The sequence below is a fragment of the Bosea sp. 124 genome (genome assembly GCF_003046175.1).
GTDB lineage: Bacteria > Pseudomonadota > Alphaproteobacteria > Rhizobiales > Beijerinckiaceae > Allobosea.
In genome coordinates this window covers 645,386-662,477 of the sequence record NZ_PZZM01000001.1, presented here as the reverse complement: position 1 = coordinate 662,477, position 17,092 = coordinate 645,386, and the positions used below count along the sequence as shown (strand labels likewise).

Annotated in this window: 18 protein-coding genes; 11 read left to right on the top strand and 7 right to left on the bottom strand. The window is 66.6% G+C overall.

All coding sequences use genetic code 11. From position 1 onward, the window contains the following. Positions 1–67 precede the first annotated feature (67 nt). The 4 genes from C8D03_RS03140 (at position 68) to C8D03_RS03125 (ending at position 3,987) form a co-directional block, all read left to right on the top strand. Entirely contained in the window at positions 68–1,039 is a 972-nt protein-coding gene (locus tag C8D03_RS03140) for a sialic acid TRAP transporter substrate-binding protein SiaP (RefSeq protein WP_108044966.1), read from the top strand. An 85-nt stretch (positions 1,040–1,124) separates the two neighbouring features. Next, positions 1,125–1,709: a TRAP transporter small permease gene (locus C8D03_RS03135; protein WP_108044965.1), complete on the top strand. Its 585-nt coding sequence runs from the start codon at positions 1,125–1,127 to the stop codon at positions 1,707–1,709. A gap of 7 nt (positions 1,710–1,716) precedes the next feature. Then, positions 1,717–3,123: a TRAP transporter large permease gene (locus tag C8D03_RS03130; RefSeq protein WP_108044964.1), complete on the top strand. Its 1,407-nt coding sequence runs from the start codon at positions 1,717–1,719 to the stop codon at positions 3,121–3,123. A 123-nt stretch (positions 3,124–3,246) separates the two neighbouring features. Further along, positions 3,247–3,987, top strand: coding sequence for an alpha/beta hydrolase (locus tag C8D03_RS03125; protein ID WP_210203880.1), 741 nt, complete (start codon positions 3,247–3,249; stop codon positions 3,985–3,987). A 10-nt stretch (positions 3,988–3,997) separates the two neighbouring features. Here C8D03_RS03125 and C8D03_RS03120 read toward each other — a convergent pair whose 3' ends face one another. The 5 genes from C8D03_RS03120 to hutI form a co-directional block, all read right to left on the bottom strand. Continuing rightward, positions 3,998–4,570: a HutD/Ves family protein gene (locus C8D03_RS03120; RefSeq protein ID WP_108044963.1), complete on the bottom strand. Its 573-nt coding sequence runs from the start codon at positions 4,568–4,570 to the stop codon at positions 3,998–4,000. A 2-nt stretch (positions 4,571–4,572) separates the two neighbouring features. Next, positions 4,573–6,240, bottom strand: a complete 1,668-nt coding sequence (hutU, locus tag C8D03_RS03115; protein ID WP_108044962.1) for a urocanate hydratase — start codon at positions 6,238–6,240, stop codon at positions 4,573–4,575. Positions 6,241–6,295: 55 nt separating this feature from the next. Next, the gene (gene hutG, locus C8D03_RS03110) at positions 6,296–7,105 is read right to left on the bottom strand and encodes an N-formylglutamate deformylase (RefSeq protein ID WP_181300628.1); all 810 of its coding nucleotides are present in this window, start codon (positions 7,103–7,105) and stop codon (positions 6,296–6,298) included. A 127-nt stretch (positions 7,106–7,232) separates the two neighbouring features. Continuing rightward, on the bottom strand, positions 7,233–8,762 hold the full coding sequence (hutH, locus tag C8D03_RS03105) for a histidine ammonia-lyase (protein WP_248308328.1): 1,530 nt from the start codon (positions 8,760–8,762) through the stop codon (positions 7,233–7,235). Positions 8,763–8,764: 2 nt separating this feature from the next. Continuing rightward, a complete protein-coding gene (gene hutI, locus C8D03_RS03100; RefSeq protein ID WP_108051138.1) occupies positions 8,765–9,988 on the bottom strand; it encodes an imidazolonepropionase in 1,224 nt (407 codons plus the stop codon). A 113-nt stretch (positions 9,989–10,101) separates the two neighbouring features. Here hutI and C8D03_RS03095 point away from each other — a divergent pair, with 113 nt between their 5' ends. Beyond that, complete coding sequence (locus C8D03_RS03095) at positions 10,102–11,469, top strand: formimidoylglutamate deiminase (protein ID WP_108044960.1); 1,368 nt, start codon at positions 10,102–10,104, stop codon at positions 11,467–11,469. A 5-nt stretch (positions 11,470–11,474) separates the two neighbouring features. Beyond that, positions 11,475–12,224: a histidine utilization repressor gene (gene hutC, locus C8D03_RS03090; RefSeq protein WP_108044959.1), complete on the top strand. Its 750-nt coding sequence runs from the start codon at positions 11,475–11,477 to the stop codon at positions 12,222–12,224. An 86-nt stretch (positions 12,225–12,310) separates the two neighbouring features. Here hutC and C8D03_RS03085 read toward each other — a convergent pair whose 3' ends face one another. Further along, positions 12,311–12,574, bottom strand: coding sequence for a glycine zipper domain-containing protein (locus C8D03_RS03085; RefSeq protein ID WP_108044958.1), 264 nt, complete (start codon positions 12,572–12,574; stop codon positions 12,311–12,313). 300 nt (positions 12,575–12,874) lie between these two features. Between C8D03_RS03085 and C8D03_RS03080 the strand changes: the two genes are divergently transcribed. The 4 genes from C8D03_RS03080 (at position 12,875) to C8D03_RS03065 (ending at position 16,130) form a co-directional block, all read left to right on the top strand. After that, positions 12,875–13,270, top strand: coding sequence for a PRC-barrel domain-containing protein (locus C8D03_RS03080; protein ID WP_108051136.1), 396 nt, complete (start codon positions 12,875–12,877; stop codon positions 13,268–13,270). 234 nt (positions 13,271–13,504) lie between these two features. Next, on the top strand, positions 13,505–14,398 hold the full coding sequence (locus C8D03_RS03075) for a transglutaminase-like domain-containing protein (protein WP_108044957.1): 894 nt from the start codon (positions 13,505–13,507) through the stop codon (positions 14,396–14,398). Between the two features lie 107 nt (positions 14,399–14,505). Then, the gene (locus C8D03_RS03070; RefSeq protein ID WP_108044956.1) at positions 14,506–15,405 is read left to right on the top strand and encodes a diacylglycerol/lipid kinase family protein; all 900 of its coding nucleotides are present in this window, start codon (positions 14,506–14,508) and stop codon (positions 15,403–15,405) included. Between the two features lie 71 nt (positions 15,406–15,476). Beyond that, positions 15,477–16,130 (top strand): phosphatase PAP2 family protein, encoded by a 654-nt coding sequence (locus tag C8D03_RS03065; protein ID WP_181300626.1) that lies wholly within the window; start codon positions 15,477–15,479, stop codon positions 16,128–16,130. Between the two features lie 18 nt (positions 16,131–16,148). On the opposite strand, the gene C8D03_RS03060 is transcribed toward C8D03_RS03065, so the two are convergent. Then, a complete protein-coding gene (locus C8D03_RS03060) occupies positions 16,149–16,637 on the bottom strand; it encodes a pyridoxamine 5'-phosphate oxidase family protein (RefSeq protein ID WP_181300623.1) in 489 nt (162 codons plus the stop codon). 222 nt (positions 16,638–16,859) lie between these two features. Between C8D03_RS03060 and C8D03_RS26360 the strand changes: the two genes are divergently transcribed. Continuing rightward, complete coding sequence (locus C8D03_RS26360; RefSeq protein WP_181300621.1) at positions 16,860–17,012, top strand: hypothetical protein; 153 nt, start codon at positions 16,860–16,862, stop codon at positions 17,010–17,012. The last annotated feature ends 80 nt before the right edge of the window (positions 17,013–17,092 follow it).

Below are 17,092 nucleotides of genomic sequence, written 5' to 3'. Positions count from 1 at the left end.
GAAGACTGACCTGAAAACTGGCGGAAAATACAGCAACAAGACCAATCCCATGGGAGGGACGAGAGCGATGAAGACCTATCTGACGATGGCGGCGGTCGCCGCGAGCCTGATCGTCGCCGGCGCGCCGGCGCAGGCACAGACCAAGCTGAAATGGGCGCATGTCTACGAGACCTCCGAGCCGTTCCACACGGAATCGGTCTGGGCGGCCGACGAGTTCAAGAAGCGCACCAATGGCAAGTACGAGATCACGGTCTATCCGGCCTCGCAGCTCGGCAAGGAAACCGACATCAACCAGGGCCTGACGCTCGGCACCGTCGACATCATCATCTCGGGGTCGAGCTTCGCTGCGCGCGCCTTCCCGCCGATCGGGGTGACCTATTACCCCTTCACCTTCCGCGGACCCGACCATCTGCTCGCCTACACCAAGAGCGACGTCTTCACCGACATGGCCAAGGGCTACCAGGAGAAGAGCGGCCACCAGATCGTCTCGGTGACCTATTACGGCACCCGCCACACCACTTCGAACAAGCCGATCAAGAGCTGCGCCGACATGAAGGGCCTCAAGATCCGCGTGCCCGACGTGCCGGCCTATCTCGCCATGCCGCGCGCCTGCGGCGCCAACACCGCCCCGATCGCCTTCGCCGAGGTTTATCTCGCGCTCCAGAACGGCACCGTCGAGGCGCAGGAGAACCCGCTGACCACGATCGAGGCCAAGAAGTTCTACGAGGTCCAGAAGCACATCGTTCTGACCGGCCACATCGTCGACCATCTCAACACGGTCGTCGCCAAGCAGCTCTGGGACAAGCTCTCGCCCGAGGACCGCAAGATCTTCACCGAGGTCGCGCAGGAGGCTTCCGCCCGCGCCACCAAGAAGATCCAGGCCGACGAGGTCAAGCTGGTCCAGTTCTTCAAGGACAAGGGCTTGACCGTGACCGAGGTCGACAAGGCGGACTTCCTCGCCAACGTCCAGAAGAACGTCACCTTCGAGCAATTCGGCTATCGCAAGGCCGATTGGGATCGCATCCAGGCGATCAAGTAAGCCCTATCGAACAGCCCGGCGGCGTCTCGCCGCCGGGTCTCCCGAGCCCACGGCCCTGCTGCGGCCGATATCAGCGAGGTCTGCCGTGGCCACTGACACGACGCCGGAAATCCATACGAAGGTGACGAGCGAAGAACTCGCCCATGTCTTCGACGAAGCGCCACCGCCGGCCGATCTCGGCGTCTACGGCGTCGAGGACTGGATCACGCTGACGGCCTTCTGGGTCATGGTCGGCTGCGTTATCCTGCAGTTCTTCACCCGCTACGTTTTGAACAATTCCTTCGCCTGGACGGAGGAGATTGCGATCTATGCGCTGGTCATCGTGGTCTTCCTTGGCGCGTCGCTCTGCGTGCGTGCCTCGCGCCACATCCAGGTCGATTTCCTCTATCGCTACATGTCGCCGGGGCTCGGCCGCATCATGGCGACCTTCGTCGATGTCGTTCGCATCGGCTTCTTCGCCTACGGCACCTGGCTGATGTACAAATACGCGTCGCTCATCCCCGACGAGATGATGACGACGGTCGATTTCCCGAAATCCTTCGTCTTCAACGCGGTCGTTCTCGCCTTCGCGCTGATGACGCTCCGCGCCCTGCACGTCGCCTGGCAGAACTGGCAGCGCGGCTATTCCGTGCTGGAGAAGCCGGAAGCTTTCGACGGCTCGGAGGCCTGAGACCAACATGCTAATCCTGCTCGGTTCCTTTCTTGGCCTGATGATCCTCGGCGTGCCGGTGGCGATTGCCATGGCGGTCGCCTCGCTCGCCTTCATCCTCGTTTCCGGCTCGGTGCCCGACGTCATCCTGGCGCAGCGCATGATCGCCGGCGTCGAGAGCTTCCCGCTGCTCGCCGTGCCCTTCTTCATCCTCGCCGGCAACCTGATGAACATCGCCGGCGTCACTGGCCGCATCTACGCCTTTGCGGTCGCGCTGGTCGGCTGGATGCGCGGCGGCCTGGCCCAGGTCAACATCATCGGCTCGGTGATCTTCTCCGGCATGTCCGGCACCGCCATCGCCGATGCCGCCGGCATCGGTACGATCGAGATCAAGGCGATGAAGGATCACGGCTATTCGGCCGAGGTCGCGGTCGGCGTCACGGCGGCCTCGGCCACGCTGGGGCCGATCATCCCGCCTTCTCTGCCCTTCGTCATCTACGGCATGATGTCGAACACCTCGATCGGCGCGCTCTTCCTCGGTGGCGTCATCCCGGGCGTGGTCATGACGCTGTTCATGATGGCCACCGTCGCGATCTTCGCGCGCATCTACAACTGGGGCGCGGACTCCAAATTCTCGCTCAAGGAGATCGGCACCGCCGGCATCGAGGTGGTGGTCGTGCTCGCGTTCCCGCTGGTCGCCTATCTCCTGAAATGGGCCGGATTGTCGGATAATCTCGCGATCGGGCTCGCTCTCGCCGGCTTGCTGGCCGTCGACTATTATTTCGACTTCTCGGCTGTGATGGCGCTGATGACTCCGGTCATCCTGATCGGCGGCATGACGATGGGCTGGTTCACGCCGACCGAGGCAGCGGCTGCGGCGGTGATCTGGTCGCTCTTCCTCGGCCTCGTGCGTTATCGCTCGATGACGCTGCGGACGCTGACCAAGGCGACTTTCGACACGATCGAGACCACGGCCTCCGTGCTCTTTATCGTCACGGCGGCCTCGATCTTCGCCTGGTTGCTGACGGTCTCGAACACCGCGCAGATCATGTCCGACGCGATCCTGAGCCTGACCCAGAACAAATGGGTCTTCCTGATCCTGGTGAACCTGCTGCTGCTGTTCATCGGCTGCTTCCTCGACACCATCGCCGCGATCACCATCGTGGTGCCGATCCTGCTGCCGATCGCGCTCAAGCTCGGCGTCGACCCGATCCATTTCGGCCTGATCATGACGCTGAACCTGATGATCGGCCTGCTCCATCCGCCGCTCGGCATGGTGCTCTTCGTGCTCTCGCGCGTCGCCAAGCTCTCCGTGGAGCGGACGACCATGGCGATCCTGCCCTGGCTGATCCCGCTCTTCGCGGCGCTGTTTGCGATCACCTTCATCCCCGAGCTGACGCTCTGGCTGCCGCGTACGATGGGGATGATCCGGTAGAGTGCGACGGGCTCGTTGTCCGTGCCGATCACTTCGTCGGCGCGGAAACGTGAAGCAGACGTGACGCCACCGCGCGTGAACGCGGGCTAAGGCTGTTGACCAGCCAAAGCCGGAGTTCGCTGCATGACGTCAGCCCTCGCATTCGCCGCCGGCCTTGTGCTTGCCGCCTTTGTCGCAGGGTCGGCGATGGCCGAGCCGGTCACGCTCGTGGCCGCGGACAAGGTCAAGGTTTTCGCGGAGTATTCCGGTGATGCCGACAAGGCCAGGCCGGTCGTATTGCTCTTCCATCAGGCTTCGTCGAATGCGGGTGAGTATGCGACGATCGCGCCGAGGTTGAACGCGCTTGGCTTCAATGCGCTCGCGCTCGACCAGCGTTCGGGCGGCAGCGGCTGGGGCCGCGAGAACCAGACCGCCAAGGGCGTTCGCGCCGGCGCCGGTTTCGAACAGGTTTTGCCCGATCTCGAAGCCGCACTGGATTGGGCCAGGGCGTCCGGCCGGACCGGCAAGGTCGTGCTCTGGGGTTCAAGTTATTCGGCCTCGCTGGTCTTCCTGCTGGCGGCAAAGCATCCGGGACGAGTCGCCGGCATCCTCGCCTTCTCGCCGGGTGAATACCTCGGTGGTGGGGGCACGGTGCGGGCCGCAGCGGCAAAGGTCGCCGTGCCGATTTTCGTGTCGTCTGCAAGTGATCCAGGCGAGATCGCCGCGGCAAAGGCGATCATCGATGCGTCTCCAGCCGCCGTGAAAACGCAATTCCGCCCGAAGGTGGGCACCCACGGTTCATCCACGTTGCGTCTTGACCGCAATCCGGCCGGCGCCGCCGAGAACTGGCAAGCGGTCGAGGGCTTTCTGGCCAGGCTGAAATAGCGTTGCCGCGTCAAGCCGGTGTTTTGGCATGGAGGTCGATCGCGAAGCCGACCGCCGCCTCATCGCCCGTGAGCAGGCCTTGCTCGCCATGCTCCAGCACGACGCTGTCGCCGATGCCGATTTGCGCCTCCCCGATCGTCCAGTGGCCTGCGGACACGGCGAAAATCAGCCGGTCGCCGGAGGCGGCAAGCGCGAGCCGGCCGGGTCCGGCAAGGCGCCTGACATGCTGCTGCCAGTGATTGCCTCGCGTCATGACGTTGAGGTCGGTGATCGGCCCGGCGAGAAGCCGACCCTCGACAGAGCACGCGCCGTCGAATGCGTAGGGCGGGCCGTCCGATGTAAGCACGACGCTCTTCCCATCGGCGAAGGCCAGCGTGATCCCCGGGCCGGCCAGCACGGCCAATGTCCGGTCAATTCCGGGGAAGCGCGAGAACGCTCCGTCGCTGGCGACCTGTGCCATGCTGATGCGCCAGCCGAAATCGTCGAGCGAGGCGTCCGGCGGACTGATTGCGATCTCGGTCGTCACGCCACCGCCGTTCTTCCACGGCATGACGCGGCAATCGATGGCGCGGATCACGTGCATCGTCAGCCAAGAATACCCGGCAGCTTCAGTCCCTTCTCACGGGCACAGTCCTGCGCGATCTCGTAGCCGGCATCGGCATGACGCATCACGCCGGTCGCCGGGTCGTTCCAGAGCACGCGCTCCAGCCGCTTGGCGGCTTCCGGCGTCCCGTCGGCGACGATGACCACGCCCGAATGCTGCGAATAGCCCATGCCAACGCCGCCGCCATGATGCAGCGAGACCCAGGTCGCGCCGCCGGCCGTGTTGAGTAGCGCATTCAGCAGCGGCCAGTCGGAAACCGCGTCGGAGCCGTCCTTCATCGCTTCCGTCTCGCGATTGGGTGAAGCGACGGAACCGGAATCGAGATGGTCGCGGCCGATCACGACGGGCGCCTTCAGCTCGCCTTTCGCCACCATCTCGTTGAAGGCGAGGCCGAGCCGGTGCCGGTCGCCGAGGCCGACCCAGCAGATGCGGGCGGGGAGGCCCTGGAACTGGATCCGCTCGCGGGCCATGTCGAGCCAGTTGTGCAGATGCGTGTCGTCCGGCATCAACTCCTTCACGCGCTGGTCGGTTTTGTAGATGTCCTCCGGGTCTCCCGAGAGCGCCGCCCAGCGGAACGGCCCGACACCCCGGCAGAACAGCGGCCGGATATAGGCCGGCACGAAGCCCGGAAAATCGAAGGCGTTGTGAACGCCCATGTCTTTCGCCATCTGGCGGATGTTGTTGCCGTAATCGAGCGTCGGCACGCCCATCGTCTGGAAGTCCAGCATGGCCCGCACATGGGTGGCCATCGAGGTCTTCGCGGCTTCGATCGTGCCGGCCGGGTCGCGCTCCTTGCGCTCTTCCCATTCGGCCAGGGTCCAGCCGGCGGGAAGGTAGCCGTTGAGCGGATCATGCGCCGAGGTCTGGTCGGTGACGACGTCGGGGCGGATGCCCCGGCGGACCATGTCGGGAAACACCTCGGCGGCATTGCCGAGCACGCCGACGGAGACGGCCTTGCCCTTGGCATGGGCGGCTTCGACGATCTTCAGCGCGTCGTCGACGCTGTCGGCCTTCTCGTCGAGATAGCCGGTGCGCAACCGGAAATCGATGCTCGACGGCTTGCACTCGACTGCGATCATCGAGGCACCGGCCATGGTCGCCGCCAGCGGCTGCGCGCCGCCCATGCCGCCCAAGCCCCCGGTCAGGATCCACTTGCCCTTGAGCGAACCGCCATAATGCTGCCGGCCGACCTCCACGAAGGTCTCATAGGTGCCCTGAACGATGCCCTGCGTGCCGATATAGATCCAGGAGCCGGCCGTCATCTGGCCGTACATCATCAGCCCGAGCTTATCGAGCTCGTGGAAATGCTCCCAGTTCGCATAGGCCGGCACGAGGTTCGAATTCGCGATCAGCACGCGCGGCGCATCCGCATGGGTGCGGAAGATGCCGACCGGCTTGCCCGACTGCACCAGCAGCGTCTCGTCGGCTTCGAGCGAACGCAACGAGGCGCAGATGCGATCGAAATCCTCCCAGGTCCGGGCGGCCCGGCCGATACCGCCATAGACCACGAGTTCGCCGGGCTTCTCGGCGACGTCGGGATCGAGATTGTTCATCAGCATGCGCAGCGGCGCTTCGGTGAGCCAGCTCTTGGCACTGATCTCGGTCCCTCGCGGGCTGCGGATGACGCGGCTGTTGTCGATGCGGGTCATGTCGGGCTCCGTTCCGGGCAAGGGGCGGTCTGATCGAAGAGGCAGTGGCAAGCTATCAGCCGAGACCGACCGTCTGGACCATCGCTGCGGCGAGCGCCGCAGCGATGACGCTCTCCAGTGCGCCTTGCAGCGGGCGGGCGCGGGTCGCGTCGAAACGCCAGGGTGGCGCCTCCTCGGAAAGATAGGCCGACAGCGCGATTTCCATCTGGATCGCGTGGACGTTCTCATGCGGGCGGCCATAATGCCGCGTGATCCAGCCGCCCTTGAAGCGGCCATTGGCGATCTGCGTGAGATCATGGTCGGCCATCGCGGCGATGGCAGCGGTCTCAACGGCGGGCGCGCAACTCCGGCCGGAGTTGGTGCCGAGATTGAGCGTCGGCAGCGTTCCTGGGAACAGGCGCGGTATCTCCGATTTGATCGAATGGCAGTCCCAGAGCAGGCACCAGCCATGGGCGGCCCTGGCCCGTGCGATCTCGGTCGCGAGCGCGTCGTGATAGGGCTGAAAATAGGCCTCGCGCCGCCGCGCGATCTCAGCCTCGTCAGGAGGCGTCGTCCAGATCGGCTCGCCGTCGAAGGTCGTAGTCGGGACCAGCTCGGTCGTCGCCTGGCCAGGATAGAGCGAGGCGCCCGACGGGTCGCGGTTCAGGTCGATGACATAGCGCGACAGCCCGGCCTCGACGATCGTCGGCTGGAAGCGTTCCGCGAAGGCGTAGAGCTCGCACATATGCCAGTCGGTATCAGGCACGGCCCGGCCGGTCTCGTTCAACGCGGCGTGCACCTCCGGCGGCAGCCCGGTGCCGGGATGCGGCATCGACAGGATGAGCGGGGAGGGGCCCCGGGTGACGGTGACGATGTCGGTAGTCATCGGAAAACCTCACGAACCACAGCGTCATGCTCGCCCTCGTGGCGAGCATCCACGTCTTCGTCATAGTGCTCGATCGGCGAAGACGTGGATGGTCGGGACAAGCCCGACCATGACGGAACGGGCGCCATCACGCCGAGATCTCCGCAAACGCGTCCAGCCCCGCCGCCTTCCCGACAGCGCCCGACAGCACGAACGCCGTCGCCGCCGCGAGGTCAGGCGCGAGATACCGGTCCTCCGTCAGCGGCGCGATCTGGCTGCGCAGCAGCGCCAGCGCCGGCTCCAGTCTCGGGCTCGTCTTCATCGGGCGATGATGCTCGATCGCCTCGGCCGCCGCCATCAGCTCCACGCCGACGATGCTGGCGGCATTCGCCGCCATGTCGAGCAGGCGGAAGGCGCCATGCGTCGCCATCGAGACATGATCTTCCTGATTGGCTGAAGTGGGGATGGTGTCCACCGAAGCAGGATAGGCCTTCTGCTTGTTCTCCGATGCGAGCGCGGCGGCCGTCACCTGCGCGATCATGAAACCGGAATTCAGTCCGGCATCGCGCGCCAGGAAGGGCGGCAGACCGCTCATCACGGGGTCGACCAGCAGCGCGATCCGGCGCTCCGAGAGATTGCCGATCTCGCACAGCCCCATCGCCAGCATGTCGGCGGCGAAAGCGACCGGCTCGGCGTGGAAATTCCCGCCTGAGACGATCTCGCCCGGCCCCAGCACCAGCGGGTTGTCGGTGACGGCATTGGCTTCGATTCCGAGCGTCGCAGCGGCATTGCCGAGCAGGTCGCGGATCGCGCCCATCACCTGCGGCTGGCAGCGCAGCGAATAGGGGTCCTGCACCTTGCTGTCGCCGAAACGGTGGCTGTCGCGGATTTCGCTGCCGGCGATCAGTTCGAGCAGGATGGCGGCGACGCGGATCTGGCCGGGCTGCCCACGCAGGTTCTGGATGCGCGGATCGAACGGCGTATCGGAGCCTTTCAGCGCATCGACCGAAAGCGCGCCCGCCACGAGCGCGGCGTCGAAGACGCGGGCCATCGCGCTGAGCCCGGCGAGCGCGAGCGCCGTCGAGACCTGCGTCCCGTTGATCAGGGCGAGCCCTTCCTTGGGGCCGAGCGCGAGCGGTGCCTGGCCGATCCGGGACAGCGCATCGGCCGCCGGCATGACCTCGCCCTTCAGCCTGATCTCGCCGACGCCCATCAGCGCGGCGGTGAGATGGGCGAGCGGCGCGAGATCGCCCGACGCGCCGACCGAGCCCTTGGCCGGCACGACCGGCAGGGCATCGGCCCTGAGCGCGCCGAGCAGCGCCTCGACCACGACGGGCCGCACGCCAGATGCCCCGCGCGCCAGGCTCGCCGCCTTCATCGCGAGGATCAGCCGGACCACGCCGTCGGGCAAAGCAGGGCCGGTGCCGACCGCATGGGATAGGATCAGGTTGCGCTGGAGCGTGGCGAGATCGGCATCGGCGATGCGCACGCTGGCGAGCTTGCCGAAGCCGGTGTTGACGCCATAGGTCACGGTTCCGGCCGCGACGATGTCGTCGACGATGGCTTGCGCGGCCGCAATGGCGGCGGCGCTCGAGGCGGAAAGCGAGACCGACGCGCCGTCGAGCACGTCACGCCATTGCGTCAGGGCCGCCTGGCCGGGGGCGAGGGGGAGAGACATGCTCATTGTCCGTTCCAGATGCGGGCGTGAAGCGGGTTGAAGCCGATGCGGTAGGCAAGTTCGGCAGGGCGTTCGATGTCCCAGATCGCGAGGTCGCAGGCCTTGCCGGGTTCGAGCGTACCGATCTGATCCTGGAGCCCCAGCGCCCGCGCCGCATGCCGGGTCAACCCGGTCAGCGCCTCCTCCGGCGTCAGCCGGAAGAGTGTGCAGGCCATGTTCATCACCAGAAGCGGCGAGGTCAGCGGCGAGGAGCCCGGATTGGCATCGGTCGCGAGCGCGATCGCCACGCCATGCCGGCGCATCGCTTCGATCGGCGGCATCTGCGTCTCGCGCAGGAAATAGAAGGCGCCGGGCAGGACGACCGCGACCGTACCGGCCTCGGCCATGGCGATCACGCCGGCCTCGTCGAGATATTCGAGATGGTCGGCGGACAGGGCGCCCATTTCCGCCGCCAGCGCCGCGCCGCCGAGATTGGAAAGCTGCTCGGCGTGAATCTTGATCGCCAGCCCCTTCGCCTTGGCGGCTGCGAAGACCTGCCGGGTTTCCTCCGGCGAAAAGGCGATGCCCTCGCAGAACACGTCGACAGCATCCGCCAGGCCGTGCGCGGTGATGGCGTCGAGCATCGGCCCGGCGACGAGATCGGCATAGGCACCTGAGCGGCCCTTGAACTCGGGCGGCACCGCATGCGCCCCGAGGAAGGTCGTCCGGACCCTGACAGGTCGCTCCCGCCCGATACGGCGTGCGACCGAAAGCTGCTTGATCTCGGCGTCCTGTTCCAGCCCGTAGCCGGACTTGATCTCGACGGTGGTGACGCCCTCCGCCATCAGCGCTGCAAGGCGCCGCTCGGCGCTGGCGAAGAGTTCGGCCTCACTCGCCGCCCGCGTCGCCTTGACGGTGGAGAGGATGCCGCCGCCGGCCCGCGCGATCTCCTCATAGCTCGCGCCCTGGAGGCGGAGCTCGAATTCATGGGCGCGGTCGCCGCCATAAACGAGATGGGTGTGGCAGTCGATCAGGCCGGGCGTGATCCAGCGCCCGCCGCAATCGATCGTTTCGGTGGCGCGAAAGGCCGGTGCCTCGCTGCGCGGACCGGTATAAAGGATCCGCCCGTCCTTCGCTGCCACGACACCGTCCTCGATGGCGCCATAGGGGGCGGGGATCGCAGGCGACATCGTCGCCAGTCGCGCCTGCGTCCAGAGCCTGTCGCAGATCGGGGGCTCGCTGGGCATCGTCGCCACGTCACGTCCTCTCGACTATCCTTCGATTTCGAATATGCTATCCAATTGCATATGCAAATGGCAAGCGATGAATTGCATATGCAATTGACCGATGGAGCGATGCTGTGACCCTGACCCTGCATCTGGAGCAGGCCCTGCTGCCGGGCGGTTTCGCCGATGATGTCCGGCTCACCGTCTCGGAGGGGGCGATCACCGCGGTCGAGGCCGGCGTGCCGGCCGGCGCCGGAGACACGCGGCTGACGGGGCTTGCGTTGCCCGGCATGCCGAACCTCCACAGCCATGCCTTCCAGCGCGGCATGGCGGGCTTGTCCGAGCGTCGCGGGGCGGCCGAGGACTCGTTCTGGACCTGGCGCGACGTGATGTACCGCTTCCTCGACCGGCTCGATCCGGACGATGTCCAGGCGCTCGCGGCGCAGGCCTTCGTCGAGATGCTGGAGGGCGGCTTCACGGCTCTGGCCGAGTTCCACTACCTGCATCACGACAAGGACGGCCGACCCTATGCCGACATCGCCGCGATGGGCGGCGCCATCGCCGCCGCTGCCGGCGAGACCGGGCTCGGCCTGACCCTTCTGCCGGTGCTCTACCGTTTCGGAAATTTCGGTCAGGCGCCGTCGGTCCACGGGCAGAGGCGCTTCGTCAACGACCGCGATTCCTATCTGAAGCTGATCGAGGCGAGCGAGGCCGCCATCCGCCCGCTGCCCGACGCCAGGCTCGGCCTCGCCCCGCATTCGCTGCGGGCGGTTGCCCTCGACGATCTCGGTTGGCTTGCGGCCCTGCGGCCGGAAGGACCGCTGCACATCCATGTCGCCGAGCAGATGCGCGAGGTCGAGGACAGCGTCGCGATCATGGGGCGCCGCCCTGTCGCGCTGCTGGCCGATACGGTCGAACTCGACCGGCGCTGGTGCCTGATCCACGCCACCCATCTCGACGATTCCGAGCGCGATGCGATTGCGGCGAGCGGTGCGGTCGCAGGGCTCTGCCCGATCACCGAAGCCAGCCTCGGCGATGGTATCTTCGACGGCGTGCGCTACAGGGCTTCGGGCGGGGTCTTCGGCGTCGGCAGCGACTCCAACATCCAGATCGACGCAGGCGCCGAACTGCGCTTGCTCGAGTATTCGCAGCGCTTCCGCGACCGTCGCCGCGCGCTCATGGCCGAAGCCGACGCCTCGACCGGCGTCGCGCTCTGGCGGGCGGCGGCGGCTGGCGGCGCCCAGGCCTGCGGTCGCGCGCTCGGGGCGCTCGCGCCGGGCCTGCGGGCGGATCTGGTGACGCTCGACGCAAGCCATCCGGCCCTCATCGGCAAAACCGGGGAAGCGGTGCTCGACAGCGCGCTCTTCGCGGCAAATGCACTGCCCGTGCGGGATGTCTTCGTCGGCGGCAGGCCCGTTGTCGTCGACGGGCGCCATCCGGCCCGCGAGGCCGTGAAGGCGCGCTTCGCCGGCGTCATGCGCAAGCTGCTGGCGGCACTCTAGCGTTCATGGTTCAGACAAGGCTCGATGCGGTGAGGCTGGACGGCGCCGGCCCGATCTACGACCAGATCCGGCGTTCGATCCGCGATCTCGTGCTGAACGGAACCTGGCCGCCGGGAACCCCGGTGCCGCCCGAACATGCGCTGATGGAGCAGCTTGGCGCCTCGCGCATGACCGTGCATCGCGCGCTCGTGCAGCTCGCCCGCGAGGGGCTGATCACGCGCCGCCGCCGCTCCGGGACCGTCGTCGCGAACCCGCCGGCGAGCCATGCCATGCTCGACATCCTCTCGATTCCGGAAGAGGTGGAGCGGCTCGGCCAACGCTATGGTCATGAGGTGCTGATGCGCGAGGATGGGCGGGTCTCGGCCGAACTCGCCCTGCGCTTCGGCCTGAAGCGCAGCGAGAAGATCTGCCATCTGGTCACGCTGCACCGTGCCGACGACAAGCCCCATGTGCTGGAAGAGCGTGTGATTCATCTCGCGACCGTTCCAGCCGCTGCGGATGAGGATTTCGGCACGACCCCGCCGGGAGACTGGCTGCTCCGCAACAGCCTGTGGTCGCAGGCCGAGCACGCGATCAGCGCGGTCCCGGCCGAACCGGACGACGCCCGACTTCTCGGCATCGAAGCGGGCGAAGCCTGCCTCCTGATCGAGCGGCGGACCTGGAATCAGGGGGCGCCCGTCACGGCGGTGCGCTTGCTCTATCCCGGTACCCGCCATCGCTTCGTCGGCCGCTTCGGACCGTATGGCAAAGTCTGACCTCAAGCCAAAGCCCGAGCAAGGCGCTTGCACGCTGCTCGGGCTTCATTGCGCCGTCCTGGAACGGCCGTCGGAGACTGCGTCGATCAGCAGTCGAAGCGCACGCGGCGGCCCCATTCGTCGCGACCCACACAGGTGCGGGTCGGTGAGGTCGCGCCACCGATGGCACCACCGGCGACGCCGCCGATCGCGGCACCTGCCAAGGCGCCGCCTGCGCGGCCGGTGGCGAGGCCGCCGATGACAGCGCCCGTTCCGGCGCCAATCAGGGCTCCACCACCGATGCGCTCTTCCTGCTGGGTGCAGGCGCCGAGCGATGCTGCGATGGCAGCGATGATCAGGATCTTTTTCATTGGATTTTTCCTTGGCGCTTCAAGATTCGTAGCGAGAGCCGCGCGGTCGCCAAACTAGGGCATTTATTTAGGCACGACCATGACCGACCGTCCCAGCCCAACGTCCGCCCGTCCCAAAAGGTTCCTTTGGCAGGATGGTCTCGCGCGCGACGAGGCTGCGCGAGGCTCCTAGCGATGCTCTTGCCAGAGCGGCGGGGTGGGGCGCCCGATCGCTGTTTTCCGCGGAACCTTTCCCGGGTTCGCCACGTTGTTCCGGCAATCCGCAGCTTGATTGGGCTGCTCCTGTCGGAGGAACCGAACATGACCCTGCACGACACGTTTCCGGCGTCCGATGCCAAACCGTCGTCCAACCCGCTGATTGCGGGTGCTCGCGTCGCCGGCACCGACGTCTACAACACGGCGGGCGATCATCTCGGCGAGATTTACGACGTGATGCTGGACAAGCAGACCGGCAAGGTTGCCTACGCGATCATGTCCTTCGGCGGCTTCCTCGGGCTCGGCGAGAAATACCATCCGATCCCTTGGAGCGTGCTGGATTTCGACACAGAACGCGGCGGCTACGTGGTCCCGCTGACCAAGGAAAAGCTCGAGGCCGCGCCCATGTACGACAGCGAGGGCGAGCCCGACTGGGACGACAAGGCCTATGGCAAGCGCGTCCACGACTATTACGGCACGATGCCCTACTGGATGATGTAGGCACCGCCCAGACGCAGGTCGCGGCGGTTGCTATCCCCCCAGCCGAACCGTCGTGGCGGCGGGATGCGGGCCGAAAGGCCCGCATCTTCCGTTTTATGAGAGCCCCAGCTCGCCGGATACGCCATGGCGCGTCTGGGAGGCTCTCCCTTGCAGAGTCGAACACCCGCAGGCTCCGGACCGTGATGTCCGGCATCGACGGCTTGAGCCCGTTCGTTGCGAACCCGTGAGAGCATCATGCGCATCCGCTACGGCTACAACATCGAGATCGTCTGCCAGCAGGATCTGCCCCTCATCACGCTGCTCGACGTGCACCCCTCGCGCCGGCACGATCTCGTCGCCCCGGACGAGCTGAGGGTGACGTCGCTGCTCGATCCCTCGCGGGAGATCGCGACGACGCAGTTCGTCGACCCCTTCGGTAACATCTGCCGCCGCCTTACCGCCCCGCCCGGCGGCATCGCTCTGCGGGCGGAGGGCGTCGTCCACGATTCAGGCGAGCTCGATCCTGTCCATCCAGCGGCGGGCGAGGTGCCGCCCTCACGCCTGCCGGACGAGGCCTTGGTCTACCTGCTCGGCAGCCGGTATTGCGAGACCGACAAATTGGCGGCACAGGCCTGGAGCCTGTTCGGGCACATTCCGGCCGGCTGGCCGAGGGTTCAGGCGATCGTCGACTTCGTCCATAACCATCTCACCTTCGGCTACCATTTCGCCCGCAGCACGCGCACGGCGGCGGAGGCCTTCGAGGAGCGCGTCGGCGTCTGCCGCGACTTCGCGCATCTGGCGGTGGCGCTGTGCCGCTGCGTCAATATTCCGGCGCGCTACTGCAACGGCTATCTCGGTGACATCGGCGTGCCGCGGGATCCCGCACCCATGGATTTCAATGCCTGGTTCGAGGTTTTCCTCGGCGGGCGCTGGTACACCTTCGATGCCCGTCACAACATGCGCCGCATCGGCCGTGTGGTGATCGCGCGGGGGCGTGATGCCACCGATGTGGCGATGGTCAGTTCCTTCGGGCCGCACATGCTGCAGCGCTTCGAGGTGACGACCGAGGAGGTCGAGGAGGCCCACCCCGAGATGGCGATGCGGCTGAGCGGGGCCGAGCGCCGGATGATGTCCTCGGCGACACCCTGATCCCGAGATCGCTGGACCTGGGATCGCCGCCCAGAGATCGCCGCGCGCTGCCCCCTCGCGGCGCGTCTTGCTCCGTCCCGGCCGAGCGGCCTATCCTGCAGCGCACCATGCATCACATCGTCGTCGTCAATGCCCGGGCGGGAACCGTGCTCGAGGCCGGTCCCGAGGCCTTCGCCGCGCGCATCGTCGCGGCGTTCGAGGCGAGCGGCTGCACCGCCGAGGTCAGGCTGGTGCATCCGCGGGATCTGGACGGCGCTCTGTCGCTGGCGATCGAGCACGAGGATTGCGTGCCGGTGATCGCCGGTGGCGATGGCACGATCAACGGCGTCTTGCCGGTCCTGCTCCAGGCCGACAGGCCCATCGGCATCCTCCCGCTTGGCACGGTCAATGTGCTGGGGCGCGATCTCGGCCTCGCCGGCACGCTTGAACACCAGATTTCCGCCCTCTGCGGGGGCGAGCCCGTCGTATTGGACATTGGCAGCGTCAACGACCGCTTGTTCCATTCGCTGTCCGGCATGGGGTTTTTCAGCCTGATGGCGCGGCAGCGCGAATATGCGCGCCGCCGCTTTCCGTTCAGCCGGGCGGTGGCCTTCGTCGTCGCCGCGACTCGCTCGATCCTCTTCACCCGGGCGATCACCGTCGATATCGGCGTCGGCGCCGAGCGCCGCCTGGTTCAGGCCGATGCGGTGCTGGTCACGGTCAACAGCTTCGAGGGCGTCGACTGGCGCCGAAACCGGCTGGATGGCGGGGTTTTCGAGGTCCATATCCTCAATGCCGGTGGTCTCTATTCCCGCTGCAAGGCGGCGCTCTCAGTGGTGTCGGGCAGGTGGCGCAGCTCGGGCAACCTGACCTCCTTCACCGCCTCGGAGGTGACGCTGACACGCCGGGACAAGCGCCGCGGCCACATCACCTTCGATGGCGAGGTCGAACGCAAGGCCGGCCCGCTCGTCTACAAGCTGCTTCCGGGGGCGGTCCGGCTGATCGCGGCGCGCGAACGCTCTCTTTGAACCGTCCCTTTGAAAGCGGCGGCACAGTATCTATGTCGGGCTCGGTCCTTCGCCCCGGAGTCGCTGTCTCCTTGCTTCAGCCGCGTGTTCTCGTCCCTGTCGCCGCCGCATTCGCCTTTCTCGGGCTGGCTCTCTTCATCGTCTCCGGCCGCAGCTTCGCCTTCGATCGCAGCCTCGTGCTGCTGTTTCGGGAGGCGGGCGACCCGTCGACGCCGCTCGGACCAGCCTGGCTGCGCGAGGCGATGCGGGACGTCACCGCGCTCGGCAGCTTCGTCGGGCTTGGCATGATGACGATCACGGCCAGCCTGACGCTGTGGGTCTGCCGCTACCGGCATCTCGCCGTCGGTCTGGCGATCACGGTGATCTCGGCCACGGTCGTCAGCACCGGGCTGAAAATCCTGATCGGCCGGGCGCGGCCCGACATCGTGGAGCACGCGGCCCTGACCTTCACGGCGAGTTTCCCGAGCGGTCACGCCTTCCTGTCGGCGGTCACGATGCTCAGTATCGCGGGCTTCATCGGCCTGGCCTCGCATCGCGACGACATTGCCCGGCTCTGTATCTGGCTGGCCTGGGTGATGATCGTTCTGATCGGCGTCAGCCGTATCTATCTCGGCGTGCATTGGCCGACCGACGTGATCGGCGGCTGGTGCCTGGGCATCGCCTGGTCTAGTCTCGCCGTCGCCGTGCTGGGCCGCAGGATGGCCGAGGCCGATCCTCCGGCCTGACCGGCGCGTCCGCGCCCGCTACCGCATGTCGATCGTGGCGTTCACGCCGAGATCGGGCTGCCGGCCCAGGATTTTCGCGGTCGCCAGCTTGAAGGCGACGAGCACGCCGCTTGACGGGCCGTTCCAGATCTCGGCCGAGACCGGCATCAGCGACAGCAGCATCGCATCGGGATCGTCCGGACCCTCGGGAAACCAGGCGCCTGTCATTGGCGTCCAGATCTCCTCGATGAGGGTGCGGTCGTCGATTTCGGCCGCGGCGCAGGTGATCGCTGCATAGAAGTTGCGGTCTTCCTCGCTGATCGCGATCGAAACGCTGGGCGAGCGCAGCGCCTCTCCCAGCGCCCCGGTATGGCGATGGGTGACGAACAGGATGCGGTGGTTCTCGCGGTCGATATGCCCTGACATCGGCCGCGTCCTGATCACGCCGTCAGCGGCGGTCGTCACCATGCAGACGGGATGGCGGTCGAGGGCGGACCAGATCGACTGCTGGAGTTCGGTTTCCGGCATGGCGCGCGCTCCTGGGCAATGTCGCGGATGGCTTGCTGAAGAAAACGCCGGTTCGCGCATGGCGTTCCGCATCAAGGTGCCGCCTCGGCCGGCTGTCAATCGTGCCGGTCGCCGCACAGGCATGCGCGACGGCTTTCCAGGCGATGCTGCATTGCGGGAACATTGCCGCGCGTCGCGGGTTCGAAACGCGCCGCTTGCCTGCGGTCTCATCCGGAAGGTCTCATGCCCGTGTCCCGTCAACTGCTTGTCGCTCTCGTGGTCGTCCTCGTCGCCGGCCTCGCGGCCACGGGCTATGCCCTCTATCAGGAAAAGAAGCAGCCCGAGGGGGTCGAGATTTCCGTTGGCAAGAACGGGCTGTCGATCAAGGAGAAATAGGCCGGGCTGAGGACATCCTAGGATTGCATGGTCGCGATCTTGCAGCCATTGCCTGAATTATCGTAGCGTCACCCGGCATC